Origin of the sequence: Acrocarpospora phusangensis, assembly GCF_016862995.1 — a bacterium.
In the GTDB taxonomy this organism is placed as follows: domain Bacteria; phylum Actinomycetota; class Actinomycetes; order Streptosporangiales; family Streptosporangiaceae; genus Acrocarpospora; species Acrocarpospora phusangensis.
Window position 1 is genome coordinate 22,894 of record NZ_BOOA01000023.1, and the last position, 22,944, is coordinate 45,837.

Sequence of the window (22,944 nt, forward strand, 5' to 3'; positions counted from 1 at the left end):
CCAATCACCTTTCTTCTGGTTGTCGGGGGGCGGGAGCGTCGTTCGCTACGTGTGTCATCTCCTTCCGGCCGGCTCGATGACGCGGGCAAGGAATTCGGCGATCTCCGTGACGATCGGGCCCGCGTGCGCCCCGATCGCGTCGTGACCGCGATCGGGAAGCTCTCGATAGGTGACCCTCGGATGACCCGATGCGGTCAGGCGTTCGACCAGGATCCGTGACTGGCCGACTGGGATGATCTCGTCCAGTGCGCCGTGGACGATCATCACGTCCGCGGCGATGCGGGGCGCCAGCACATCGAGGTCCGGCCCCGTCGCGCGGCCACCCAAGCGGTCGATCATGTTCCGTACGGGCTGAGTGGCCACGTCATACAGCGAGGCCGCCGACCGGAACGGCGCCACCGCCACGCACGCGGACCATGACCCGGGGTCGGCCGCCGCGGCGAGCAGCGCCAGGAAGGCCCCGTAGCTGGTGCCGTAGACGGCTGGGCACGGCGCACCCGCCGGTCGTCCCGCGCGCAGGTCCGCGCAGAGGTACCGAATGTCGGCGAGGTCCGGCCCACCCCACTGCCCGGCGATGGCGGCCGCGTGCTGCGGCCCGTAGCCCGTGCTGCCCCGCTGATTCAGCGCGATCACGGTGACGCCGGCCTCGGCCAGCACCTGGAAAAGCCGGTCGAATCCGACGGTCCAGTGCTGCTCCGGACCTCCGTGCAGCGCCACGACGAGCGGACGCTCGTTGCGCCATCCGTCGCCGTAGACCACTGCGTCGATCGGTCCTGCCGGTCCCGCGAATTCCTCTACGCGCCCGGGACGCCATTCCCGGCTGGGCTCCGCGCCGACCCCCGTCACCAGGTCCATCCCGGTCAGCCAGCCGAATTCCGCCGGCCGGGTGGGCGTGGAACACGGCAGCCAGAGCCCTTCGCCGGGCCAGGCGGCGACTGGGATCAGCTCGGTCGGCGGAAGCGAGACGCTGCGTAACCTGTCCTCGGCGCCGTGCCGGCTGCCGGTGTCGTACAGCACGAGGTCCGATCGTGCGCCGCGGCCGACGAGCAGAGCAAGCGTGTGACCAGCCGGATCGAGCGCGGCCGGCGTCACAGGACCCGCCAGCCCCGCCGGACTGTCGAGGAGATCCACCCGGTCCGCCCCCTGCGCCGGCACGACGGCGAGGTGGTGACCCTGGCCCGTGCCGACGGTGAGCAGAACCCGGCCACCACCGGCGAGCAGCACGTGACATGGGTACGGCGGGACGAACCCGAGCAACGGGCGGGACCCTTCGGACGCCGGGTCCACCACGATCGGTGTGGGCCTGCCGTCCTCGACGACGGTGAGGTAGGCCCGGTGGACATCGACAGCGACCGCGCCGACGGGGCCGGGGAAGCGGGCCGCCGGCCGGAGCCAGTGCCCCTCTTCACGCAGCTCGTACAGGGTGGAGCCGGAGTGAGGGTCCACGGCCACGCCCAGGCCCAGCACCCCTGGGCTGGTGTATCCGGGCAGCAGCCGCAGTGGCGTGCTCGTCCGGCCCAGGACGCGACGCTCTCCGCCGGGCTCGATCAGTTCGACCGTCTGCCATCCGGGTGAGTGCCACGAGCGCAGCACCCGCCCTCCCGTGAGGGCTAGCATCTGCGCCGCCATCGAACTGCCCGGCGCCTCGGCGCGTGCGGTCATACGCGGGCCGGTACGCGTGAGCTCCCACGCCTCGGCGAACCGCCGGCCGTCGTCGTCGGTGGCCAGGCAGGCCGCACGCCGGCCGTCGGCTGAGAAGCGGAAGGCGCCGCGCGCGACGACCGGGGCGGTCACCGCCCGCTCCCGACGCGGGCCGCGGACGCGACCAGCCAAGGGCGGGGGCCGCCGTGCCGCAGTCGCAGCAGGAAGCTGAGCGCGCCCGACATACCGACCTGGTAGTCCACACAGATCTGGGTGCCGGACTCGTCGGGGAGCAGCATCAGCCCGTCGAGGCGGGCGTGCCGGGCGTACAGGCAGGCGCCGAGCTGGTCGGCCCAGTCGCGGTACGGCTCGTCCCCGACCGCATCGGCCATGTCGAGCAGGAACTGGCCGTTGCCGGCCAGCCCGTGGCAGGCCGCCGGCCCCGCCGACCACCGGGTCCGGTACACGGCGGCGGCGGCCTCGCGAGCGAGGTCGAGCGCGTCCGGATGGCCGGTCGCCTGCCACAACCGCAGCAGGAACGTGCCGACGCCCGACGAGCCGCTGCACAGCGCGTAGAGCAGTCCCTGGCCGGGCGGATCGGCACGGTCGGTGCGCCATCGCGCTCCCCACGGACCGTGCTCCGCGGCACGGATCAGGGTCTCGCCGGCGGCCGAAGCCGCCTCCAGACAGTCCTCCCGATCACCGGCGAGAGCCATGTCGAGCAGGAACGTGCCGACTCCGGCCACGCCGTGCGCGAAGCCGAAGTGGCTTATTCCCGCCAATGCCGAGTCGAAGGCATCGGGAACTGGCCAGAAGACGCCGTCCTCGGTGTGCGCCGCCGCGGCGAGCAGGCCGCCCGCGCAGTCGTCCGCCCGATCGAGGAAGACGTCGCGACCCGTGGCGTACCACAGGTGGAGCTGCGTCATCCCGGCACCGGCCGCGCCGTGGAAAACGTCCGGATTCGGCCAGCGGACGGGCAGCGACAGCGCCACCTCGGCGGCCAGGTCGGTGAGTTCCTCGTCGCCCAGCAGACGGCCCGCCTCCCCCAGCGCCCACGCCATACCCGATTGCCCGAAGTAGAGCCCGGGAAGCACATGCGGGATCATGCGGCGGCGGCGCTGGAGCCAGCGCGCGACCCGATCGGCGGCCGACGCCAGTTCGGTCCGGCTGAGGGCGTCGCAGGCCTGGACGAGCAGGCCGAGCACACCGGCCGCTCCGTGTTGGACGTTGGTCGGCTCGGTGCTGGCTCCGAACGGGCCGCTCGGCCAGAGCCGGTCGGCGCCGTCCTCGCCCATCGCGGCGAGAATGTGCGCCAGCCCGTCATCGATCAGCCGGTCGTACGGCACCTGCGGCGCCGCGATCTGGCCGCGTGGCGGAGAGGCTTCGGCGAGAAAGTCCGTCAGCCGGCCGAGGGTCCACCGATCACCGGATCGCGCCGCGCACAGACCGCGGATCGCCGGTGCGAACCACCGGGCGGCCGGGCGTCGCGCCTCGGCGATCTCCAGAGTCAGCGCGAGCCGTTCCGCGTCCGGCCTGGGTGGCGCGGAATCCGCGGCGAACGCGGGAATGGCACCGGTCACCAGATAGAACAGGGTCGCGCCCAGTGAGAAGCAGTCAGCTTCAGGCCCGGGCGCGGGGTCGGCGGGGCCGGCCGAGACGCACTCGGGCGGAGCGAAGCCCGGGGTGTACCCCCGTGACGCCGGCCGGCCCGTCGGGGCAGCCAGCTCCGGATCGATGAGCAGCAACCGGTCGTCCGGAGTGACCATGATGTTGTTGGGGTTGAAGTCGCGGTAGACCAGCCCGCGCCGGTGAACCTCGGCGAGCAGGCCGGTGAGCCGGGCGGCCAGTTCCTTCGTGCGCTCGAACGTCAGGCCGCTCCCGTCGGGCACCTCGTTGACCTGCTGCCGCACCCATTCCGCCAGCGTGATGCCGGGCAGCAGGGATTCCACCAGGAAGGTGTGCTCCTCCTGGTCGAAGACCTCGATCAGTTCGGGGGTCAGGCCGGACAGCGTGCGGAGGGCGTCCGCTTCGCGGCGCAGGACGGCGCGGGCGTCGCTGCCGGTCAGCCCGGACGCGACGTGGGCACGGGCTTGCTTGATCACGACCATCTCGTCGCGGTCCCGGTCGAACGCCCGGTACACGCCTCCCCGGGAGGAGTGCCTGATGACCTCGCGCACGACGTACCGGTCGTTGAGCAGCACGGGCCGGCCAGGTCCGGCCACCGCGGGCGGCTCCGGCAGCGGCGTCACCGCCCACTCCGGGGGGCAGAACCAGGGCTTGCGCACGTCGGGCACCGGCGCGCCGGACGGGTCCGCCAGCCGTGCCTCCCAGACCCCGTCGTTCGTCAGCGTCGGCACGCCGGTGAAAGCGCCGTACCGGTAGTGAACCAGCCCACCCCGCCGGTACGGACGGTCGGAGAGGATCGCCGGACCTGGCAGTCCCGCGGTGATCTGGTCCAGCGCCTCGACGACCTGCCGGAAGTGCTCGTCGTCGCGGGGATAGGCGGTGATCACCTTGCCGCACTGCGCCCGGTCGTACCGGCCGCCCGTCAGCTCCTCCACGGACACGGCCCGGGCCGGGAACTTGAAGGAGCAACCCAGCTCGGCGAGCGCCATGGCGGCCCGGTGCAGGACCTCCGGCGCGGACAGCGGTGTGGCGGAGACGTGCGCCTTCCAGCCCTGGATCCGCTTGGTGTGCCCAGGCGGTTCGACTCGGCACCAGAATTCGTCCTCGACCATGACCCAGCCCGGTCCACCGTGCTCGTCAAGGGCTGACCGGACCAGTGCCTGGAACGGGAACTGCAATGCACGCTCAGTCAGGGCGGCCATCCACCTCTCCCTTACGCTCACGTAGGCGTTTGGGAGTAAAGGTGGCCGGTGGCACTGGCGGACCGATGTGTGCGGACTGGTCGCCTGCTGGTTCGCCCTGCTGGTTTCGCCTACTGGTCGAGCAGGCGCAGGCTGGCCCGGATCTTCTCGGTGTCGCAGTCGACGAACGCGGGCTCGCCGAGCTCGTCGAGCAGGTTCAGGGCACGCCGCCACGACGACCGCGTCGCGTCCACCTCGCCCGCCGCCAACTGGGTCTCACCGAGCTTGGCCAGTGTGTCGGCCTCGTAATGGCGGATGCCGAGATCCTGGTACAGGCCGAGTGCGCGCCGATAGCAGGCGGTGGCCTCGGCGTATCCGCCGAGGGCGTGGTGGATGAATCCGAGGCTGTCCCACGTGTCGGCCTCGCCCTGACCGTCGCCGATCTCCTGGTGGAGGGCGAGCGCCTGCTCGCATCGGGCGAGCGCCCGCTCGTGGTCGCCCAGGGTGGTGTGGTAGAAGCAGATCATGTTGAGGGTGTTGGCCTGCCCCGCGCGATGTCCCGCGGTCTGGTAGTCGGCGTAGGCCCGCTGGGCCTGGTCCAAGGCCTCACCATAGCGGCCCTCTCGCGCCGACGCGTAGCTCGTGCCGAGCATGGCGTGGGCCTGGCCCACGCGGTCGCCGGCCTCTTCGAACAGGTCGAACGCCCTGGCGAAGTGGACCCGGGCGTCGTCGTACCGCCCCTGGCGGGTGCGGGCGCGGCCGATACCACGATGAGCCCTCGCCTGCGCGGCCGAGTCAGCGAGCCGCCTCGCGGCATCGAGGGCGAGATGCTGGGTAGCGGCCCAGTCGGCCCAGTGGCCGCGCCGGTTGAAGAACTCCTCCATCGCCCAGGCCAGCTGCCACGCGTGGGCGTCCCAGCCCTGGGTGGCCGCCATGCCGACGGCGGTCAGCAGCGCCGCGTGTTCCGTGGTGAACCAGACCAGCGCCGCATTGTGATCGGACAAGTGCTCGGGCGTCACTCCCTGAGCGGGGGCGTTGAGGACGGGACGGTCTTGATGGAGGTTGAGCAGCAGCGCCGCCGAGGACGCCGTGTGCAGGTAGTAGTCCAGCAACCGGCAGATCGCCGCACGCTGCAAGACCGCCGCTTCGAACCTGCCCACGAGTTCGGCGGCGTATGCGCGGAGCAGGTCATGCGTCCTGAATCGGCCGAGACTGGGCTCGTCGACCAGGTGCGCGTGTGCCAGGTCGGCGAGCAGGGACCGCGCCGTGGCCATGGGAACACCGGCGAGGCTGGCGGCCGCGGCGACGGTGATGTCCGGCCCCGGATACAGCCCCAGCAACCGGAACAACGTCGCCGCCGGCTCCGCCAAAGCGCGGTAGGACATCGAGAACACGGCCCGCACATCGCTGGCCGGATCCTCGCCTGCCAGCGCGTCCAGGGTGTTCCGCGCGGCGCGCAGTTGCGCTGCCAGCTCGGCCAGGGGAACCCTCGGATCGACGGCGGCCCTGGCGGTGGCCACCGCCAGGGCGAGCGGAAGCCGTCCGCACGCATCGATGATCTCGTGCACCGCGGCCAGCTCCGCCGCGATCCGATCCGCACCCAGGCGGCGGGCCATGAGCTCGCGGGAGTCGGCGCTGGGCAGCAGGTCCAGCGCCAGCGGCCGGGCGCCCTCGATGGCGATCATGCTCGTGAGCCGGTTCCTGCTGGTCACGATCACGAAGCAGCCACGCGCCCCGGGCAGCAAGGGACGAACCTGGTCGGCGTCGCGGGCGTTGTCCAGCACGAGCAGCACACACTTGTCGGCCAGTACGCTGCGGTAGAGCCCTGTCAGCGCGCTCGGGGAGGTCGGCATCTGCTGGGGTGACACCCCCAGAGCATCCAGGAATCCCTCCATCACCTCGGTCGGCTTCAGCGGCGCACCGACCGGATCAAACCCGCGCAGATTCACGTAGAGCTGGCCATCGGCGAACTCGTCGCGGACACGATGGCCCCAGTGCACCGCGAGCGCCGTCTTCCCCACTCCCACCATCCCCGAGATCGCGGCGATGACGACGGATGACGTACCAGTGTTCGGCTCTTTCGCCAGGAGGGCGTCGAGCCAGCCCAGTTGTTCGGCCCGGCCGGTGAAAACCGGGACGTCGGCGGGCAACTGCGCGGGCTTGGGGCGACGGTGCGCGAGGCCGACAGGTACGCCGACCTGCGGGGCCGGGATCTCGGTGGCCCAAGCGTTGACGGTCACCCCGCCGGCGGTCACCACATCGTCGCGTAACAGGGCGGCGTGTGCGGCGGCCAGCTCCGGGCCGGGATCGACGCCGAGCTCATCGACCAGGCGCTGCCTCATGGCCTGGTAGACGGCGAAGGCCCGGGAACGTTGTCCGGCCGCGCCGTACGCGCGGATGAGCCGAGCCCACGCCGCCTCGTCCAATGGCTGGTCGACGGCGGCTTCCTCAAGCACGAGCACGGCCTCATCGGCGGCGCCCATGGCCAGCATCGCCTCGCCGTACTGTGCCAGAGCCGTGCGCCGCTGCTCGACCAGGGCGGTCACCTTGGGGTGCCCCGCCAGCACCGGGATATCGGCCAGCGGTGCGCCCCGCCACAGCCTCAGGGCTTCCGCGAGCAGCGCCGTGACCTGCCGGAAGTCGCCGTGACGCCGACTCGCCGTCGCGGTGGCGACGAGGTCGCGGAACCGGGACAGGTCAAGATCTACATCGGACAGCTCCAACGCGTAACCATCGCCCACCATCGGCAGGATCGCGCTCCGGGCGTGGGACGCCCGGTCTGGCTCCAGCGCCCGGCGCAGGTGCTTGACCCTGGTTTGGATCATGTTCGTAGCGCTGGGCGGCGGCCGTTCGCCCCAGAGAGTCCGGATCAACTCTTCTCTCGACAAGGGATGGCCGCCTGCCAGCGCCAGCAGGCCGAGCACCGCACGCTGTCCCGCCGAGCCGATGTCGATCGGGTCCTCACCGCGCCATATTCTGACCGGGCCGAGTATCTGCATGCGCATGACTGCCTCCCGTCACACACGACTGACGGTGCGGCGACCAGTCGGCGACCAGTCGCCAGTCAATCAAGCAGGCTAACGTCAAACCGACCAGAAACAACTAGCGCCATTTAGGACGTTCCATGACTCGGCTTCGTCGCATTCTCTTGGCCGTGCTGCTCGTGGCCGTGACCTCGGGCTCCTTCGTCACTGTGGTCGCCACAGGGCCGGCATCGGCCGGCATCGGCCATTGCAGCGGCTGCAATCCCTGACGAACGCTTCAAAAGTCAGTGGCCTCCAGTTGATCAACGGCCTGAGCGAGGCTCGCACACGGACGTGATCTGACTCACGAAGTCCTGGCAGGTCCCCATCTGATGCGCCGGTGTCCTGAACCGGATCTCAGGCTTATCCGCTTCCCCCAAAAGCCCAGGCCACTAGCATTGTGACCTGGGCCTTTCTGGCGCGGCCGGGAGAACTAGAACCTCAACCTCTGATCTGTAGGGAAGATTTCACCGCGATCCACCGGGTGGATCTTCACCTCACATCTTGGGAACGCGCGGCCGAGAGCACTCGAGCCCACAACCGGAAGAAGACTTGGTCTACCAGTCCCTTGGAGCGGCTCAACCGGGAGATCACACACCGCTCCGACGTCGTCGGACTCTTCCCCAACCCTGCCGCCCTGGCCCGCCTGGCCGACCCGTCCTGGTGATGACGATGGATGTCTACACCCAGATCTCCAGCCCAGAGACCTGCCAGGCGCTCGGTTGGCTCAACTCCAGCCTCGATGGTGACCACGACAGCTGAGCGCCGAAGCGGTTGCTGTTTGAGCTGCTGTACGGAGATCAAAAAGGCCCATCGCGATGATCGCAATGGGCCTTTGAGCTGGGCGCGGCCGAGAGGACTCGAACCCCTAACCTTCTGATCCGTAGTCAGATGCTCTATCCATTGAGCTACGGCCGCTTGGCTGCTGCCTCTGACCTGCTGGTCGCTGGCAACGGATCCAACTGTACCAGTCGTACACGGCTGATCGAGCCAATTATCCCGTGGGCACGCCGCCGCCACAGCACTGTGGTTGATCTTCATGGAGATAGGTCACCAGGAGCCCGTGATCAGGGCAAGGAACATGATCACGCTGGTCAGGCAGAGGCTGCCCGACCCTGGCCGGCGACCTTACTTCGAGAGGGCCGCGATCTCGGACATGGACAGAAGTGCCGGCACCCGCTAGGGCCCTCCGATCCGATACCCGATCAGCGGCCCCCGCACGAGACGCCTCATGACCACGATGATGTACGTCCGTCCAGTCCCGTTTCCGGCAGATCCCCACAACCCCAGACAAGACGCACCCCCAGTTCATCGACGATGCCGCGTCGCACGTCCGGACACGATTCAGGGTGCCCCGACCAGGGGAGGGTTAGATGCCCCCGCCAAGAAGGCCCAAAGTTCTTGAGGCGCGGGCGTGGAGTGCAACGGCCCGGGCTATGAAAAGGGATAAATCGACCTCAACCCGATGGGGCTGATGCTGATGAACCTAGGCATCGTCGTGACGGCCGCGAGCCTTCTCGTCGTGCTGTTCGTCGTACAGGCCGTACGGCGACGCCGGGAGGATCTTGAGACCGAGCGGGTGCTGGCCGAGAAAGTCGAGGGGACACTGGGCGCCGACGGGCGTGGTCTCGCGGATGCGATGGTGCTGGTGAATAGGTCGCGGCAGGCGGGGCTGATGGCGCGGCTTCATGTGTCGGGGGCGCCGCGGCAGTTGCCGCCGAGCGTGGATCTGGCGGGGTATCGCATCGTTCAGGAAGCGTTGACCAATGCGCTGGAGCACCGGACGGACGCGGCCACCGTGACGATCAGATACCAAACAGGGGAGATCGTTCTCACGGTGGACAGCCCGGTCGGGGGGCGACCGACACGGCATTCCGGGGTGAAGCGAATGCGCGAGCGGGCGGATCCGGTCGGCGGGACGGTGCGGGCGGGGCCGTATCGGGGAGGCTGGCGGGTTCAGGCGCACCTGCCCACGGAGCTCAACCCGTCGTGACTTCCTTCTTCGGCCAGAGGGTGTAGGTGATCGGCCAGAGGGCGGCGATCACCGGGATGCGCAGCGCGGCGAGCATGAAGTCGGCCAAAGCCTCCGTACGCGATGAGTCCCCAACCATCACAATCGCGCCCAAAAGCAGAACACAGGAGATTCCGTACGCGAGGACGATCTTTAGCCAGAACCCCCACTCGTAGCGGGTACGCGCGGACCCACCCGAAGGGGGCTTCCAAGGCGCCGGGCCACCCGCGAACCGATGGGCGACATGTTCGTCCACCCACCGAACTGTCCGATGACCGAACACGACGGAGTATCCCAAGTACGCGGCCGCGAGCCCGTGCTGCCACGTCGCCACCGCACCGGACCGCATGTCGATCACCGCCGCCACCAGCAGCACCACGTCGATCAACGGCACACACAGCAGCAGAACGGCACTTACCCGCTTCAACCGCAGGCCGTACCGGGCGAGCAGGCCGAGCCCGAGGAACACCCAGAAGCCGACCTCGCACGCGATGATCAGTCCCAGCACGCCGAACACCTCCTTGATTCAATCGTCGATGTCCGGTGCCCCGCCTTCCTCGTCAACTTGAACGAACCGGGATACATCCTTCGATGTACGCCGGATGGTGAGATAGAGGCATGGCTTCCGCCAAGCAGGACATCTGGATAGCCGGCGGCCTCTTCGTCGGCGGCCTGGTGCTGCTCGCCGCAGGCGTCTACATCCCGCGCGCGACCTCACCGAACCTGCTCATCGTGCCGCTCGCGATCAGCTGCGCCGGCATCGTGTTCCGCCGGCGTGCGCCGATCCTGACCCTCATCCTGGGATTGATCGCCTTAACGGGCGACCTTCTCCTCGGCCCCACCCTGGGCACAGTCCTGATATTCACCGACAACATCTATGCCGCCGCCCTGTACGGCCCCGCCCGCCTCTCCCGCGCCCTCCTCCGGATCACTCCCGTGGTCACCCTCTTCGTCGGCGCTATAGCCGGATATGTCGCCGGGGACTGGCGGGCAAGCGCGATCATCGGCGTCCAGGCCGCCCTCATCGGCCCCACCCCCGTGATCACGGCCGTCATCGTGCGGCAGCACCGCGACCAGGCGGAAGCCGAGCGCACGAGGGCCGAACAGATCGCCCGGCTGGCCGAACTCGATCGTCGTACGGCGATCACCGTCGAACGTACGCGGATGGCCCGAGAACTCCACGACCTGGTCGCCAACCATTTCAGCGCGATCGCCATCCAGTCCGCAGGGGTGCTCGCCCGCCCGGATCTGGAACCCCGGACCGTACGGGCGATCTTGGAATCGATCCGGGAGAACAGCGTCCAAGGCATGGCCGAGATGCGCACCATGATCGGCCTACTGCGGGCAGAAGCCCAGGACGAGGACGTACCCACCCGCCGCCGGCTCGCCGACGCCGGCGAACTGGTCGAACGATCCGGACTTCCTGCCACCCTCACGGTCAACGGCTCCCCGCGCGAACTGCCCGCCGCAGTGGATCTCGCCGCTTATCGGATCCTCCAGGAGTCCCTGACAAACGCCCTCAAGCACGGTACGGCACCCGCCGACGTCACCATCGACTACGGCACGAACGCGATCAAACTGACCATCGACAATCCCCTGGGAGATCAACGGCAGTCCCTCCCGGGCGCGGGAGCCGGCCTGGTCGGAATGCGGGAACGCGCCACGCTCGTCGGCGGGACGTTCGAGGCGGGCGCACACCAGAATGGCTGGCGGGTTCACGCCGAACTCCCCATCCAGGAGGAAACACCATGATCAGGGTGCTGGTCGCGGATGACCACGCGGCCGTACGCGCCGGCCTTCTTCTCATCTTGGGTGGTACCTCCGACATCGAGGTGATCGGCGAGGCGGCGGATGGGCGTACCGCTGTGGACATGGCCACCGAAATGCGGCCGGACGTCGTACTCATGGACATCCGGATGCCGCGCCTAGACGGAATCGCGGCCACGGCCGAACTGAACGGCATCGCGGACGTGATTGTTCTGACCACGTTCGACCAGGACGAGTACGTTTTCGGTGCCCTGCGAGCCGGAGCCGCCGGCTTCCTGCTGAAGAACACCGACGCGGACACCCTCGTCCAGGCTGTCCGCCTGGTCGCGCGAGGCGACGGCCTCATCGCGCCGTCGATCACGCGGCGGCTGATCGCCGCATTCGCCCAGGCGCGTACGGCAGGGCGGCCGGAACCCGAAGGCCTCACCGCACGCGAACGCGAAGTGCTCGAATGCCTTGGCCAGGGCCTGTCGAACGCGGAGATAGCCCGCGAACTGGACATCGCCGAGCCGACGGCGAAAACACACGTCAGCCGCGTGCTGGCGAAACTCGGCCTGCAAAGCCGGGCACAGGCAGCCGCGTACTATGCGGGACTTTAGGAAGTGGTAACCCCCGGGACCTTCCCTGGCCCCGGGGGTCTGGGTTCCGCCATAAGGGAATCCGGCCCGTTTAAGAATGCTGGTCAGTCATTATTAGGTCGTGCTCTTCCTATTAAGCTAGGGGCGCATGTGGAGCACCCCGCGGGAATCGAACCCGCACCCCGACTTCTTCTGTCAGCAATCGTTTGTTCCGGATCCGGCGAACAATGCTGAATCTGGAGCGGTAGTCTGAGTTTCAGCGGCTGCCTCTACCAATTGGGCTACTCCGGCGTGTGGTGCCGGAGCCGGGAATCGAACCCGGACTGTTCACCGCGATTCAGGTTGGAGCTTCATTTTCAGCTTGCGCTCCTCGCGCACCCGCTCTCGCGAACGGGGGTCTATGGGTGTTACCCGAGCAGGTAGGCGAACACCGCCTCGCCGACACGCTGGTCGACGATCTCGGCGCCGTTGGCCTCCTCACGGGCGTATTTGACGGCTTCCTGAAGTTTGACGATTCGGGCCAGTAACTCGTTCACGCGACGCTGCGGAACTGCGCCGGAGAAACCGACCTTGGTCCAGTAACCGACGATGACGTCCTCGTTGTAGACCTGCACCTGCGCCGGGTGCTTGTCGGTCGCCGCCACCAGCACGTGGTTGCGGGGCACCTTCTTGGTCCGCGTGGTCTTCACCGGCTCGGTACGCCAAGAATCGGTGTTCTCGTCGCGCGCCCAACTCTCGGACGGGTCCAGCGTGGGCAGCCGCGAAATGAAATTGTGCAGGTCGACGAGCTGCTTCTCCAGAAACAGCAGGTACGTCACCGGCACGTCGGGCACCAGCACGACCCCGTCGATCTTCACATCGGCCTTCGCCGAGCAGTTCGCGACGTCCTTGGTCGCGGTGACGTCGAGAAGCCGGGTCAGCGCCACGGTCACGTCCTTGAGCACCTGCTCGGCCTGCACCTGCACCCGCGTCGACTCCGGCGGAAGCTGCTCACCCTCGTCGTCGATCGGCTGGTACGTCCGGGAGATACCGGACAGCAGCGGAGCCTTGTTGATCAGGTTCTGGGCATCCGCGACCTTACGCTGGACGTCGGACTTGACGCCCTTCTCTACGGCGAGGATCTGATTGAGCTTGGTCACGGCACGACCGTAGCGGTAAAAGACGACATGTCACACCTCAATATTTGAAGGGGGATACCGGGAGGACCGGGCTCCGCGCTGGGCTGCAGGGTATTTCCTATCAGCCGCCACCGACAGAACCACTCCGCCTCCCGTTGGGGGAGCGAAGTGGTCCATTCGCTGGAGAGTGCAGGAGGATGGATTCGAACCATCACAGCTATGCGTCCGGGTTACAACCGAATGAGCTCGCCAATGCTCAGCTCCTGCGGGAGATACCGCGTCCAGGTGACAGGATTCGAACCTGCGATGCTCCTGCTCCCAAAGCAGGCGGGCTGACCAAACTGCCCCACACCTGGTTTATCACTAAGAACATAACAAGACGCTTATCGGCGATTCATCTGATTTTCGCGAGCGCGCCTTCAGCCCCCGGATTCTGTCGGTGGCGTGTGGCAGAGTCCTCGCCATGAGTGACGACGTGCGGTTGAGGGATGTCGAGGACGCCGATCTGGAGCTGTTCTACGTCCAAGAGCAGGACCCGGAGGCGACCCGGCGATCAAGATTCGCGCCCCGGCAGCGGGAGCGTTTCATGACCCACTGGCGCATGAAGATCCTCGCCGATCCGACGGTCTTCGTGCAGACGGTCCTGGTCGGGGGCGTGGCCGCCGGCAACATCGTGGCCTGGTGGGAGGAGGACAGGCGCTTCATCGGGTACTGGTTCGGCCGCGAATACTGGGGCCGCGGCATCGGCGCCAGGTCCTTAACCCTCTTCCTGCAGCGCGAGACGGTCCGCCCGCTCTACGCCGACCCCTTCACCGGTAACACCGGTTCCGTACGCCTATTGGAGAAGTGCGGCTTCCGCGCCACTGGGACGGTCATGCACGGCCAGGACGAGCACATCATGCTCGTGCTGTCGGATTGACTCGTGCTGTCGGATTGAAAGGACTCGCTGATGGAACGTTGGCGGAACAGGGATGACGGCCTCGCCCTCGATTCGACCCGATGCCCATATCGTCGGATGCATGCTGCGGATTCCGGACGAGATGAACGCTTGGGTCGTCGACCGCCCGGGGCCGATGTCCACGGGACCGCTGAAGCTCGTTCGCCTTCCCGTTCCCCAGCCCGGGCCGGGCGAGTTGCTGATCAAGGTGGAGGTTTGTGCGGTATGCCGTACCGATCTGCATCTCGCTGAGGGTGACCTGGAGCCGCGCCGTCCGCGTACCGTCCCCGGTCATGAAGCGGTCGGGCGCATTGTGGGAGGTGTGGACGAGGCTGACAACGGGCTGGCGGTTGGAACCCGGGTAGGGGTGGCGTGGCTTCGATCGACCTGCGGTGAATGCCGGTATTGCCTTCGTGGCTCCGAGAACCTCTGTCCGCACTCGACCTACACGGGGTGGGATGCGAACGGCGGGTACGCGGAATATGTGGTCGCCCCCGAGGCGTACGTCTACCAGTTGCCGGAGGATCAGCCCGCGGAGAAGCTGGCACCGCTGCTGTGTGCCGGGATCATCGGATATCGCGCGCTGCTCCAAGCCGATCTTCCGCCTGGGGGCCGGCTCGGCATCTACGGGTTCGGGGCGTCGGCTCATCTCACGGCGCAGGTGGCGATCGCTCAGGGCGCTGCCGTACACGTGCTGACAAGGTCTGAGAAGGCTCGCGAGCTCTCCCTCGAACTGGGAGCGGTCTCCGCACGAGGGGCCTACGACGCGCCGCCGGAGCCGCTCGACTCAGCCATCCTCTTCGCTCCTGTCGGCGACATCGTGCCGGTCGCCCTTGAGGCACTAGATCGGGGCGGCACCCTCGCCGTCGCGGGCATCCATCTCACCGACGTCCCCCGCCTCAACTACGAACGGCACCTCTTCCAGGAGCGCGTCCTGCGCAGCGTCACCGCCAACACCCGCCAGGACGGCCACGCCTTCCTCACCTTCGCCGCCCGCAACCCCCTCCAGGTCACCACCACCCCGTACGACTTCGCCAAAGCCGCCGACGCGCTCACCGACCTGGCCGAAGACCGCATGAACGGCGCAGCCGTCCTGCACATCGGAACGTAGTGCCGCTAGCCGGTCTCCTCGCACAAGCCGACGTCACCCTGACGGCAACTGCAACCTATACAGGCCCGAAGATGAAATGGCCCCTTTCCCGGGTTGGGAAGGGGACCATTGGAATGCACAAGTTCGGAATCGGCTTAAGAGTGCCTAACAGAATGACCCAAGGTTGCCGCTTCTCGCCATGATCCGGCACCGTCAACGCAGGTGACAATTCTCCCCGTACCGGGCCAAGAGCGGCAGGGTTCATTCTGTTAGATCCTCTGAGAACCAAACCGCACTAGCAATTACAGGCTTTCATGCGGCATGGATCAGCGAGCACCCCCGGTCTTCCTGGAAGGATCCGGTGTCGCGAAGAACCGCAACCCGATCTGCAGCCCATCAATGAGTACCAACCCACGATGGCCGTCCTCACTCGCTGGCCTCGAGAACCATTGTGGCGAGGTGGCGGGCGATGCCGTTGGTGTCGGTGTCCTGCACGTTGCTGAGGACGACTACCACGATGTCATCGTCAACCAGGTACATGTTGCTCGCCGCGTACCCCTGGAGAAGACCGGGGTGGTACCGGAGCCGGTGCCCCTCGAGTTCGTCGACGAGCCAGCCGAAGGCGTACGCGCTCGACGGGAGGTTGAGGCAGCCGGTGGCGGGGCACTTTGCCTGGGGCGTGAATGCCTGTTTGACGGTGGCGGGTGGTGCGACCAGGTGTGCGCCGAATGCCCGGTCCCAGCGGGCGATGTCGTCCACGGTGGAGTAGATGCCGGTCGCGGAGAACGCCTGGGAGCCGTTGATGGGCGGGGCCGGGGATCCGACCGTGAAATAGCCCTTCGCGTACCCGGCGGGCGGGTTTCTCCTGCTGTAGCCGGTGTGCCGGAGGCGGAGCGGGTCGGTGATCTCGTCCTCCAAGACGGTGCCGTACGAGTCGCGGGTCACCACCTGGATGATCGCGCCGGCCAGGATGTAGCCGCTGTTGCTGTACTTCCAGCTGGTGCCGGGCTTGAAGTCCAGCGGCTCGTGTACGAACCGCTGGATGAGCTTCCGGGTCGTGGTCGGTTGCGAGAGCTTGGCATAGAAGTCGGGCAGCCCCTGGATGTCGGGAATGCCAGACGTGTGCGTCACGATCTCGCGGATCGTGATGGGCTTCCAGGCTCGCGGGCAGGACTTGAGGTATGCCGGGATGAGATACGGGCAGACCTTGTCCTCCAGGCCGAGCAGCCCACGGTCGCGCAGCTTCAGCACGATCATCGAGGTGAACTGCTTGGTGACCGAGGCGATGCGGTAGACCGTGTCCGGCCGGTTGGGGATGTGCTTCTCTTCGTCGGCCGCGCCGGCAGCGGTGCGCAGCAGTACCTTGCCGTGCCGTACAACCAGCGCCGTGCCAGTGAACTTCTTCTCCTCAGCCAGTTCCCGCAGGTATTCCCGCATCTCCTCGGAAACCTCACGCAGCGGGTCCGATTTCTGGGTGGGCTGGCTGGTGACGGCGGATACGGCGACGGCGGGAGTGCCCATGGGCATGGCCCCACCAGTCAGTGCGGCACCGAGCGCAAGAAACCAGACAATATTATGACGTTTGGGCATTCTCTTCCCCTGAACGTGCCGCCGTCCCGAATTACGACATTTCCCGAATCGGGTGAGTGCCGTTCTAGAACGTCGGCGGGCAATTCTTCTGGGGGCTTGCTTACCGTTCGCCAGGGCCAGAAACAGCGATCGACGCCTTTTTCCTTCTGCATACCCCTTTGTTGGTACGGATCGATGACCGCTAGCCACTTATCAACTGGAGGGATATAGCCCAGGGCTGAACTGACGCGCCTCGAGGAGGCTCCCTCAACCCAGGTGATACGGCAATGAACTGCGACCATTCATGATCTTCACCTGAGCCGGGGCTCCCCGCCGGAGACACAAGGACCTTGACGGGCTTCGGCCGGACAGACACGCTGACTTGGCGATCAGGACCTAAGGGAGCGCACTCATGTTCGGTCTAGGCTGGATTGAGTTGTTGTTCATCGCCATCCCACTATTGGCCGTCTTTGCCATCGTGTGGCTGGTACGAAACAGGCGACGATAGTCGGACAGCGGTGCGGCGTCCGACCAGCGGGCGATCGGGTACGGCGAGCTGGTAGGCGGCCTTGATCGAGCAAGGCGTACACACCCGCATGGTGAATCCGCATGGTTCAAGAGATCCGGACCATACGCGCGTGACCACGACAGACCGCCACACCCATGGGGCGAGTCTCAGATGAAGGACGCCAACGAGCGCGTGGACTCCGCACTCTGGAGCGAAGCCTGACGGGCAACTGCAACCCTTGGGCGGCTTCGGAGATCAAAAAGGCCCTCTGCCCCGAGTTGGGGAGAGGGCCTTCGACCTGCGGAGGTTCGGGGATTTGAACCCCGGATGGGCTTAAGACCCAAACCGCATTAGCAGTGCGGCGCCATAGACCGGACTAGGCGAAACCTCCCGGTAGCCATGTGGCTCAGGACAGAGTACCGGCGATCGCGCGAGGCGGCAAAGTGAATTGGGGTGTGGCGGGACACACCCCTGAGCTCCACGTGCCGGGAAAGCGCACAGCCCTTATCCACAGGCTGTGGATAAGGGCTGTGCGCAAGGGGTGGACGGCGTCGTCGCCGTTCCACCGGAGGTCAGAGCAGCTGCCGGCCTTCGATCGGACGGGACCGTTGTGGGCGAGCTCGCCTCGATGTCAGGCTGCGGTCAGGTTGAGCGGGTTCGAGAGATTGAGGCCCGGCTGCACGCGCCTGTCGATGCGGAGGGTCAGGCCTGGCGGACCGCTTCGCCCTCGATCTCGATCTTGATCTTCTTGCTGACGAGGACGCCACCGGTCTCCAGCGCCTGGTTCCAGGTCAGGCCGAAGACCTCGCGGTCGATCTCGGTCTCGGCGGAGAAGCCGAAGATCTCCTGGCCCCACGGGTTGGTGGCGGCGCCGCCGAACTCGGCCTTCAGGGCCACCTGCTTGGTGACGTCGCGTACGGTGAGGTCGCCGACGAGGGTGAACTCGTCACCGCTGAAGTTCTGGACCGCCGTGCTGCGGAAGGTGATGTCGGGGAACTTGTCGGCCGACAGGAAGTCGTCGCTGCGGAGGTGGTTGTCGCGGTCGTTGACGCCGGTGTGAATGCTCGCGGCCTTGAGGGTGACCTCGACAGCGGAGTCGAGGGGGTTCTCGGCGATGGTGACCTTGCCTTCGAACTCGGCGAAGTTGCCGCGCACCTTGGTCACCATCATGTGCTTGGCGACGAAGCCGACCCGCGTGTGGGTCACGTCCAGCGCGAACTCACCGGAAGCCGGAATGGTGAGACCCTGCCACTCACGAACGCTCATGTTGCTCTCCAAAGATCGTTGCCTTGCGGATGTTTGCAGCAACAAATGTCTACAGGAGGAATATTCCCCTCGTCAACTACCGTCGCGTAGACTGCTGGCATGGACGCTTTGGAAGACCCTCGGCTGACAGCGATGGGGCTGTTCGCCGAGGTTTACACCGGCATAGCGGACAAGGCCAACGCCAAGTTCGCCCAGGCCGGGCTGTCGGACGTCGACTTCGAGACGTTGATCCGGCTGGCCCGGTCGCCCCAGCGGAGCCTGCGCATGAGCGACCTCGCGGCTCAGACCTCGCTGTCCACGAGCGGGATCACGCGGGTTGTGGATCGTTTAGAGCGTGACGGCCTGGTCGTGCGCGAGGCGTGCGCGACCGATCGGCGCGCGTCGTACGCGGTGATCACCGACGCGGGCCTGGCACGGCTGCAGCAGGTCCTGCCCGGGCATCTGGACGACATCGAACTCTGGTTCACCGGCCTGCTCTCCCCCGAGCAGCTCAGCCAGTTCCTCGAAACCCTGCGAACCATTCGCGATGTCGTACGCCCCTGCGCCACCGCCGGGGTCACCCAGAGGGTTGACGCTGCCCAGGGATGAGCAGATCACCACGGAGCTTGGCCATGGCCCGGGACACCGTACTCTTCACGGTTCCGACGCTGATCCCGAGGGCTTTGGCGATCTCTGGCTCTGTCATGTCCTCGTAGTACCGCAAAACGATCGCCGTACGCTGCCGGGCCGGTAGCCGGTTCAGCGCGTGCTCCAACTCGTCGTACCGATGACCAGGATCCTGATAGGTGGGAATGTCGGGAATCTCATCGGACGGGTATTCCTCAAGCTTGCGCCGGCGCCACCACGAGATGTTGATATTGACCATCGCCCGCCGCACGTACCCGTCGAGTGCGGCTCGATCCTGAATCCGGTCCCACGCCACATATGTCTTGGTCAATGCCGCCTGGAGAAGATCCTCGGCGTCGGCCGGATTTCCCGTCAGCTGGTTGGCCGCGCGCAGCAGGGCCGCCCCGCGAGTCACCACGTACTCGCGGAACTCCTCGTGGCTTGCGATCATGCGATCAGAATCCCAGCCGGAGCCGTTCGCCCGGCTGAACCGGGATCCAGGGTTCGCACTACTGACCGCAAAGATCACGCAAGCTCGCTGACACCGACGACTTCGCTTCTTTTCGCGGTATGGCACCGGGCCGGGGTCGGGTTTGCCCCGACTCGGGGTCAACGGATTCCACCAGGAGAGGGAATTCTGCTACCACTCAGGATCCCGCGCCAGAATTATGCCCCTATCAGGCCAGACATCGTGTGAGGCTGGTGGGCGTGGCGATGCATGTTGAGCGCAGGCGCGCGATGGCGGCGGCCGTACTCGGCCGGGATCCTGATCCGCCGCGGCTGACGGCGGACGACGGAGTGCTGCTGGACGCGATCAGTGGGGTGATCCTGGACGTCAGTCCGCACCTGATCATCGTGGAGACCGATGACGGTGACGAGGAGCGGCTGGTGATCGCGCCGTGGGCGACGGCGTGGCGGGGTGGGACGGCCACGCCCGCGGACCTCCCGGTCGGTTCGCGGGTGATCATCAGGGCTCTGCGGTCCGGCAAGGTGGTGGATCGCATCTGGGCGGACATCACCCGGATGACGGGGATCATCCGCTCGGTCAGCGGCCGGACCGACCTCGCCGTCGAACTCGACTGCGGCCCGCATCGGGGCGTCCGGTCCATCGTGATCCCCTACCGGTCCTCGGGCCGGGTGCGGGTCCGGTATCCGAAGCTGGAGCCCGGCTACCTGTTCGACGCCATCGGCGTGATCCGCGACGACGTGCCTCTCGCCCAGGTGCCGGCCACCTCTCAGCCCGCCTATCGGGCCGGAGCCGTCCCGCCGCCACCCGCCGCGTACGGCGGAGTCCAGTCGAAGATCTCCGGGACGGCCGTCTGGTCTGATTTCACCGACCGCGGGGCGGCTTATGCGATGTTGGAGCGCTCCGACTCCGGATGTGAGGATGCGGGCGTCTCCTGCGCTGGACTCCCCTATCTGGCACTCGGATCGATGTTGTACGTACGCAACGTCTGCGCCGGCCGGGCGACCGCGTTGCCGGTCGTGGCCTGTGGCTGCATGGCGGGTCGGTTCTGCGACCGATGTGTGGAATGCGGGACTTCGCCGCGCGGCCGGATCGTGGAACTCTCCGCCACCTCGTACGTCGAGCTGGGCGGGGATCTGACCAAGGGGTGCTTCAACGCGCGGGTGGGGTTGACGTGACGCGCGACGGCTCGGGGCTGAAGGAGGATGTTCGGTGAGCGAGACGATCGCGGCGGCGGCGCAGCCGATCCTGGTGTTCATGTTCGTGCTGGGCGGGGTGGCCAAGCTGGCCAGCGTCGGTAGCGAAGCGGAGCCGGGCGCGCTGGGGCGGCTGGGCCCGGCGGTGCTGGTTCCGGAGCGGTTCCGGAGCCCAGCGATGATCTTCTGCGGCCTGGCCGAGTTCGGGCTCGCGGCCGGCCTGGTCCTGTTCGACCATCCCATCCCGCGCTGGATGACCGTCGCGTTCTTCGCCGTCTCCACGTACGTGCTGTGGGATCTGCGCAGGCGCAGGCCCGATGTGGGTTGCGGCTGCTTCGGTGAGGTCAGCGCCAGACCGGTCGGCCTGCGATCCATCGGCCGCACGGTCGTGCTCACGGCGATGGCGGTCATGATCGCTCTCCACGACACCAGTGGTCTGCCGGAACTGTCGTGGACGTTCGCGGCCTGGTGCGGCGGTGGCGTGCTGCTGCTCATGATCCTCTCCCCCGAGATCGAAGAATCCTTCGCCCGGCTGCGTTACCGGGCCCCGTGCGAGCAACGCTCTTTCCCTGCCGAACGCGCCTTCTCCCGCTTGCGATCGAGCGCGGCCTGGCGCACCCACTATCCGTCGCTGCGGTCGGAGGAGCCCTCCGACACCTGGCGTGAACTCTGCTGGCGCTTCTACGCGTTCGATGGTGCCGACGGATCGGATGTCGTCTTCGCGGTCTACCTGAGCGGCCGTCGCCCGCCCGTCCGCGTGGCCATCGTGGGCGCGGACGGGCGGCAAGCACCTCTTCAGGAATCTATCCATGTATCGGCCTCACACTAGACAGCCCTAGATTCCCGAATGCAGGCGCGGCGATCTGGCTCTCTACGGCTCTCTAGCTTCCCCGCTAGAAAGCCGTAGAGAGGTCAATGAGCCCAGCGATCAGATCGGCTGGGCACGTAAGAACCTCCCGAAGTGGGGCACGGTGAAGGCGATCTGTCCCCGTTCGGCGCTGTAGATCAGGCCCTTCTTGATGAGGCTGTCGCGCGCCGGGGAAAGGCTGGAGGGCTTGCGGCCGAGCGCGTCGGCCACGTCGGCGGTGGGCACGGGGTCGTCCCCGAGTTGCGCCATCGCGTGCATGTAGTCGCGTTCGGCGGGAGTCGCTCGTTCGTAACGGCTGCCGAAGAAGCCGACCGCGAGTTCTTCCTCCGCCTCCGGAGCGGACACCTTGATGTCTTCGGCGGTGATCGGGCTGCGCGGCGCGAGGTCCCAGGCCACCTTGCCGTACGCCTGGACGAAGTAGGGGTAGCCGTCGGCCGCCTCGTAGAGGGCGTCGAGCGCCTCCGGGGTGAAGGCGACGCCCTCCTCCTCGGCGGGGGCGATCAGCGCCAGGTCGGCCGCCTCCCGGTCGAGACGGTCGATCCGCGCGTATCTGAACAGCCGCTCGGAGTAGCTCTTGCTGGCGGACAGGACCGAGGGCAGGTGCGGCAAGCCGGCTCCGACCACGATCAGCCGGCCGCCGGTCTGGGAGAGCTCGTGGCAGGCGGCGCAGAGGGCCGAGACGTCGGTGGCCTGCACGTCCTGCATCTCGTCGATGAACAGGGCGATGCCCACGCCGAGGTCGGTGGCCACGCTCGCCGCGTCCACGAACAGCTCGGTGAGGTCGATCTCCAGGTCGCCGGAGTCGGCCCGGCCCCGGCTGGCGGGGACGTCGATGGCGGGCGACCAGTGCGAGGTGCCCTTGGCGGCCGCGGGGTCGCGCATCGCGAAAGCCTTCAGCACGCCGAGGAACTCGTCGATACGCTCGGGTCCGCGATGGCGGGGGGCCAGCTCGCGGATCGCCATGTGCAGCGCCGCGGCGACCGGGCGGCGGATCGACTGATCCGGCCGGGCTTCGATCTTGCCGGTGCCCCAGAGCCGTTGGATGGCCATCGATTTGAAGGTGTTGAGCAGCACGGTCTTGCCGACGCCGCGTAGCCCGGTCACGACCATGCTCCGTTCGGGGCGCCCGCGGGCCACCCGTTCGAGGACGACCTCGAACTGCTGGAGTTCACGATCGCGGCCGGCGAGCTCGGGGGGACGCTGGCCGGCTCCGGGGGCGTAGGGGTTACGCACAGGGTCCACGCTGTCGGACTTTATGACCGGATATAGCGGCCGTCGTAGATTTCCGTAGAAAGCGCTACGGCGTGTCGCGGAACGGCGGGTGCCGGGGCATCGGGTGGACGGGATCGGAGCCGCGAGCAATGCCATGCGTTACTCCTCACCTGCGAGTACGGGCGACCGGCCCCAACCGGAGTCAGCGTACGAACCCATGTTCGATCCGATGTCGATGACTGTAGCGCGGGTCGAACATGTGCGCGAGCTTTTCCCGAGAA

17 protein-coding genes, 4 tRNA genes and 1 pseudogene are annotated in these 22,944 nt (G+C 67.3%); 9 read left to right on the forward strand and 13 right to left on the reverse strand.

All coding sequences use genetic code 11. The features are described from left to right. Nucleotides 1–54 precede the first annotated feature (54 nt). From Aph01nite_RS15775 to Aph01nite_RS15785, 3 genes are all read right to left on the reverse strand, one after another. Complete coding sequence (locus Aph01nite_RS15775) at nt 55–1,794, reverse strand: alpha/beta hydrolase family protein (protein ID WP_204041635.1); 1,740 nt, start codon at nt 1,792–1,794, stop codon at nt 55–57. Then, nucleotides 1,791–4,469 carry a class IV lanthionine synthetase LanL gene (gene lanL / locus Aph01nite_RS15780; protein ID WP_204041636.1) on the reverse strand — a complete coding sequence of 893 codons (2,679 nt, stop codon included), beginning with the start codon at nt 4,467–4,469 and terminating at the stop codon, nt 1,791–1,793. The genes Aph01nite_RS15775 and lanL overlap by 4 nt, the downstream gene beginning before the upstream one ends. 110 nt (nt 4,470–4,579) lie before the next feature. Further along, nucleotides 4,580–7,453, reverse strand: a complete 2,874-nt coding sequence (locus Aph01nite_RS15785) for an AfsR/SARP family transcriptional regulator (protein ID WP_204041637.1) — start codon at nt 7,451–7,453, stop codon at nt 4,580–4,582. Between the two features lie 562 nt (nt 7,454–8,015). On the opposite strand from Aph01nite_RS15785, the pseudogene Aph01nite_RS15790 reads away from it, so the two are divergent. Further along, nucleotides 8,016–8,123 (forward strand): annotated as a pseudogene (locus Aph01nite_RS15790) (transposase); the annotation flags it as partial. Nucleotides 8,124–8,316: 193 nt separating this feature from the next. On the opposite strand, the gene Aph01nite_RS15795 reads toward Aph01nite_RS15790, so the two are convergent. Then, nucleotides 8,317–8,389 (reverse strand) — tRNA-Arg (locus Aph01nite_RS15795). A 547-nt stretch (nt 8,390–8,936) separates the two neighbouring features. On the opposite strand from Aph01nite_RS15795, the gene Aph01nite_RS15800 reads away from it, so the two are divergent. Then, entirely contained in the window at nt 8,937–9,464 is a 528-nt protein-coding gene (locus tag Aph01nite_RS15800) for a sensor histidine kinase (RefSeq protein ID WP_204041638.1), read from the forward strand. Here Aph01nite_RS15800 and Aph01nite_RS15805 read toward each other — a convergent pair. Continuing rightward, the gene (locus tag Aph01nite_RS15805) at nt 9,451–9,990 is read right to left on the reverse strand and encodes a hypothetical protein (protein ID WP_239161726.1); all 540 of its coding nucleotides are present in this window, start codon (nt 9,988–9,990) and stop codon (nt 9,451–9,453) included. The two genes, Aph01nite_RS15800 and Aph01nite_RS15805, sit on opposite strands and share 14 nt — an antisense overlap. 110 nt (nt 9,991–10,100) lie before the next feature. Here Aph01nite_RS15805 and Aph01nite_RS15810 point away from each other — a divergent pair, with 110 nt between their 5' ends. Both Aph01nite_RS15810 and Aph01nite_RS15815 read left to right on the forward strand, forming a co-directional pair. Further along, nucleotides 10,101–11,234: a sensor histidine kinase gene (locus tag Aph01nite_RS15810; protein ID WP_204041639.1), complete on the forward strand. Its 1,134-nt coding sequence runs from the start codon at nt 10,101–10,103 to the stop codon at nt 11,232–11,234. Beyond that, nucleotides 11,231–11,848 carry a response regulator gene (locus Aph01nite_RS15815; protein WP_204041640.1) on the forward strand — a complete coding sequence of 206 codons (618 nt, stop codon included), beginning with the start codon at nt 11,231–11,233 and terminating at the stop codon, nt 11,846–11,848. The genes Aph01nite_RS15810 and Aph01nite_RS15815 overlap by 4 nt, the downstream gene beginning before the upstream one ends. Before the next feature lie 386 nt (nt 11,849–12,234). On the opposite strand, the gene Aph01nite_RS15820 is transcribed toward Aph01nite_RS15815, so the two are convergent. The 3 genes from Aph01nite_RS15820 to Aph01nite_RS15830 all read right to left on the reverse strand — a co-directional run bounded on the left by Aph01nite_RS15820 (nt 12,235) and on the right by Aph01nite_RS15830 (nt 13,301). Next, nucleotides 12,235–12,966 carry a DUF7873 family protein gene (locus Aph01nite_RS15820; protein WP_204041641.1) on the reverse strand — a complete coding sequence of 244 codons (732 nt, stop codon included), beginning with the start codon at nt 12,964–12,966 and terminating at the stop codon, nt 12,235–12,237. 167 nt (nt 12,967–13,133) lie between these two features. Continuing rightward, nucleotides 13,134–13,212, reverse strand: a tRNA-Tyr gene (locus Aph01nite_RS15825). Between the two features lie 13 nt (nt 13,213–13,225). Next, nucleotides 13,226–13,301: transfer RNA gene (locus Aph01nite_RS15830), tRNA-Pro, on the reverse strand. A 107-nt stretch (nt 13,302–13,408) separates the two neighbouring features. On the opposite strand from Aph01nite_RS15830, the gene Aph01nite_RS15835 reads away from it, so the two are divergent. Together Aph01nite_RS15835 and Aph01nite_RS15840 are read left to right on the forward strand one after the other, a co-directional pair. Then, nucleotides 13,409–13,864 (forward strand): GNAT family N-acetyltransferase, encoded by a 456-nt coding sequence (locus Aph01nite_RS15835; RefSeq protein WP_204041642.1) that lies wholly within the window; start codon nt 13,409–13,411, stop codon nt 13,862–13,864. Between the two features lie 121 nt (nt 13,865–13,985). Beyond that, entirely contained in the window at nt 13,986–14,993 is a 1,008-nt protein-coding gene (locus Aph01nite_RS15840) for a zinc-dependent alcohol dehydrogenase family protein (protein ID WP_204041706.1), read from the forward strand. A 405-nt stretch (nt 14,994–15,398) separates the two neighbouring features. Here Aph01nite_RS15840 and Aph01nite_RS15845 read toward each other — a convergent pair whose 3' ends face one another. From Aph01nite_RS15845 to Aph01nite_RS15855, 3 genes are all read right to left on the reverse strand, one after another. Next, on the reverse strand, nt 15,399–16,499 hold the full coding sequence (locus tag Aph01nite_RS15845) for a serine hydrolase domain-containing protein (protein ID WP_204041643.1): 1,101 nt from the start codon (nt 16,497–16,499) through the stop codon (nt 15,399–15,401). 851 nt (nt 16,500–17,350) lie between these two features. After that, nucleotides 17,351–17,440, reverse strand: a tRNA-Ser gene (locus Aph01nite_RS15850). 311 nt (nt 17,441–17,751) lie between these two features. Further along, nucleotides 17,752–18,315, reverse strand: coding sequence for a YceI family protein (locus Aph01nite_RS15855; protein ID WP_204041644.1), 564 nt, complete (start codon nt 18,313–18,315; stop codon nt 17,752–17,754). A 99-nt stretch (nt 18,316–18,414) separates the two neighbouring features. On the opposite strand from Aph01nite_RS15855, the gene Aph01nite_RS15860 reads away from it, so the two are divergent. Then, a complete protein-coding gene (locus Aph01nite_RS15860; protein ID WP_204041645.1) occupies nt 18,415–18,903 on the forward strand; it encodes a MarR family winged helix-turn-helix transcriptional regulator in 489 nt (162 codons plus the stop codon). Here Aph01nite_RS15860 and Aph01nite_RS15865 read toward each other — a convergent pair. Then, complete coding sequence (locus Aph01nite_RS15865; protein WP_204041646.1) at nt 18,872–19,372, reverse strand: SigE family RNA polymerase sigma factor; 501 nt, start codon at nt 19,370–19,372, stop codon at nt 18,872–18,874. The two genes, Aph01nite_RS15860 and Aph01nite_RS15865, sit on opposite strands and share 32 nt — an antisense overlap. 263 nt (nt 19,373–19,635) lie before the next feature. On the opposite strand from Aph01nite_RS15865, the gene Aph01nite_RS15870 reads away from it, so the two are divergent. Together Aph01nite_RS15870 and Aph01nite_RS15875 are read left to right on the forward strand one after the other, a co-directional pair. Then, the gene (locus tag Aph01nite_RS15870; protein WP_204041707.1) at nt 19,636–20,565 is read left to right on the forward strand and encodes a hypothetical protein; all 930 of its coding nucleotides are present in this window, start codon (nt 19,636–19,638) and stop codon (nt 20,563–20,565) included. A gap of 34 nt (nt 20,566–20,599) precedes the next feature. After that, the gene (locus tag Aph01nite_RS15875) at nt 20,600–21,412 is read left to right on the forward strand and encodes a MauE/DoxX family redox-associated membrane protein (protein WP_239161727.1); all 813 of its coding nucleotides are present in this window, start codon (nt 20,600–20,602) and stop codon (nt 21,410–21,412) included. 99 nt (nt 21,413–21,511) lie between these two features. On the opposite strand, the gene Aph01nite_RS15880 is transcribed toward Aph01nite_RS15875, so the two are convergent. Continuing rightward, on the reverse strand, nt 21,512–22,693 hold the full coding sequence (locus Aph01nite_RS15880; RefSeq protein WP_204041647.1) for an ATP-binding protein: 1,182 nt from the start codon (nt 22,691–22,693) through the stop codon (nt 21,512–21,514). Nucleotides 22,694–22,944: the final 251 nt, after the last annotated feature.

What these genes read in the sequence shown, in the direction of transcription:
- lanL (WP_204041636.1), bottom strand. Translation starts at nt 4,469, where the DNA reads ATGGCCGCCCTGACTGAGCGTGCATTGCAGTTCCCGTTCCAGGCACTG.
- Aph01nite_RS15785 (WP_204041637.1), bottom strand. Translation starts at nt 7,453, where the DNA reads ATGCGCATGCAGATACTCGGCCCGGTCAGAATATGGCGCGGTGAGGAC.
- Aph01nite_RS15800 (WP_204041638.1), top strand. Translation starts at nt 8,937, where the DNA reads ATGGGGCTGATGCTGATGAACCTAGGCATCGTCGTGACGGCCGCGAGC.
- Aph01nite_RS15810 (WP_204041639.1), top strand. Translation starts at nt 10,101, where the DNA reads ATGGCTTCCGCCAAGCAGGACATCTGGATAGCCGGCGGCCTCTTCGTC.
- Aph01nite_RS15815 (WP_204041640.1), top strand. Translation starts at nt 11,231, where the DNA reads ATGATCAGGGTGCTGGTCGCGGATGACCACGCGGCCGTACGCGCCGGC.
- Aph01nite_RS15835 (WP_204041642.1), top strand. Translation starts at nt 13,409, where the DNA reads ATGAGTGACGACGTGCGGTTGAGGGATGTCGAGGACGCCGATCTGGAG.
- Aph01nite_RS15840 (WP_204041706.1), top strand. Translation starts at nt 13,986, where the DNA reads ATGAACGCTTGGGTCGTCGACCGCCCGGGGCCGATGTCCACGGGACCG.
- Aph01nite_RS15845 (WP_204041643.1), bottom strand. Translation starts at nt 16,499, where the DNA reads ATGCCCATGGGCACTCCCGCCGTCGCCGTATCCGCCGTCACCAGCCAG.
- Aph01nite_RS15855 (WP_204041644.1), bottom strand. Translation starts at nt 18,315, where the DNA reads ATGAGCGTTCGTGAGTGGCAGGGTCTCACCATTCCGGCTTCCGGTGAG.
- Aph01nite_RS15860 (WP_204041645.1), top strand. Translation starts at nt 18,415, where the DNA reads ATGGACGCTTTGGAAGACCCTCGGCTGACAGCGATGGGGCTGTTCGCC.
- Aph01nite_RS15865 (WP_204041646.1), bottom strand. Translation starts at nt 19,372, where the DNA reads ATGATCGCAAGCCACGAGGAGTTCCGCGAGTACGTGGTGACTCGCGGG.
- Aph01nite_RS15870 (WP_204041707.1), top strand. Translation starts at nt 19,636, where the DNA reads ATGCATGTTGAGCGCAGGCGCGCGATGGCGGCGGCCGTACTCGGCCGG.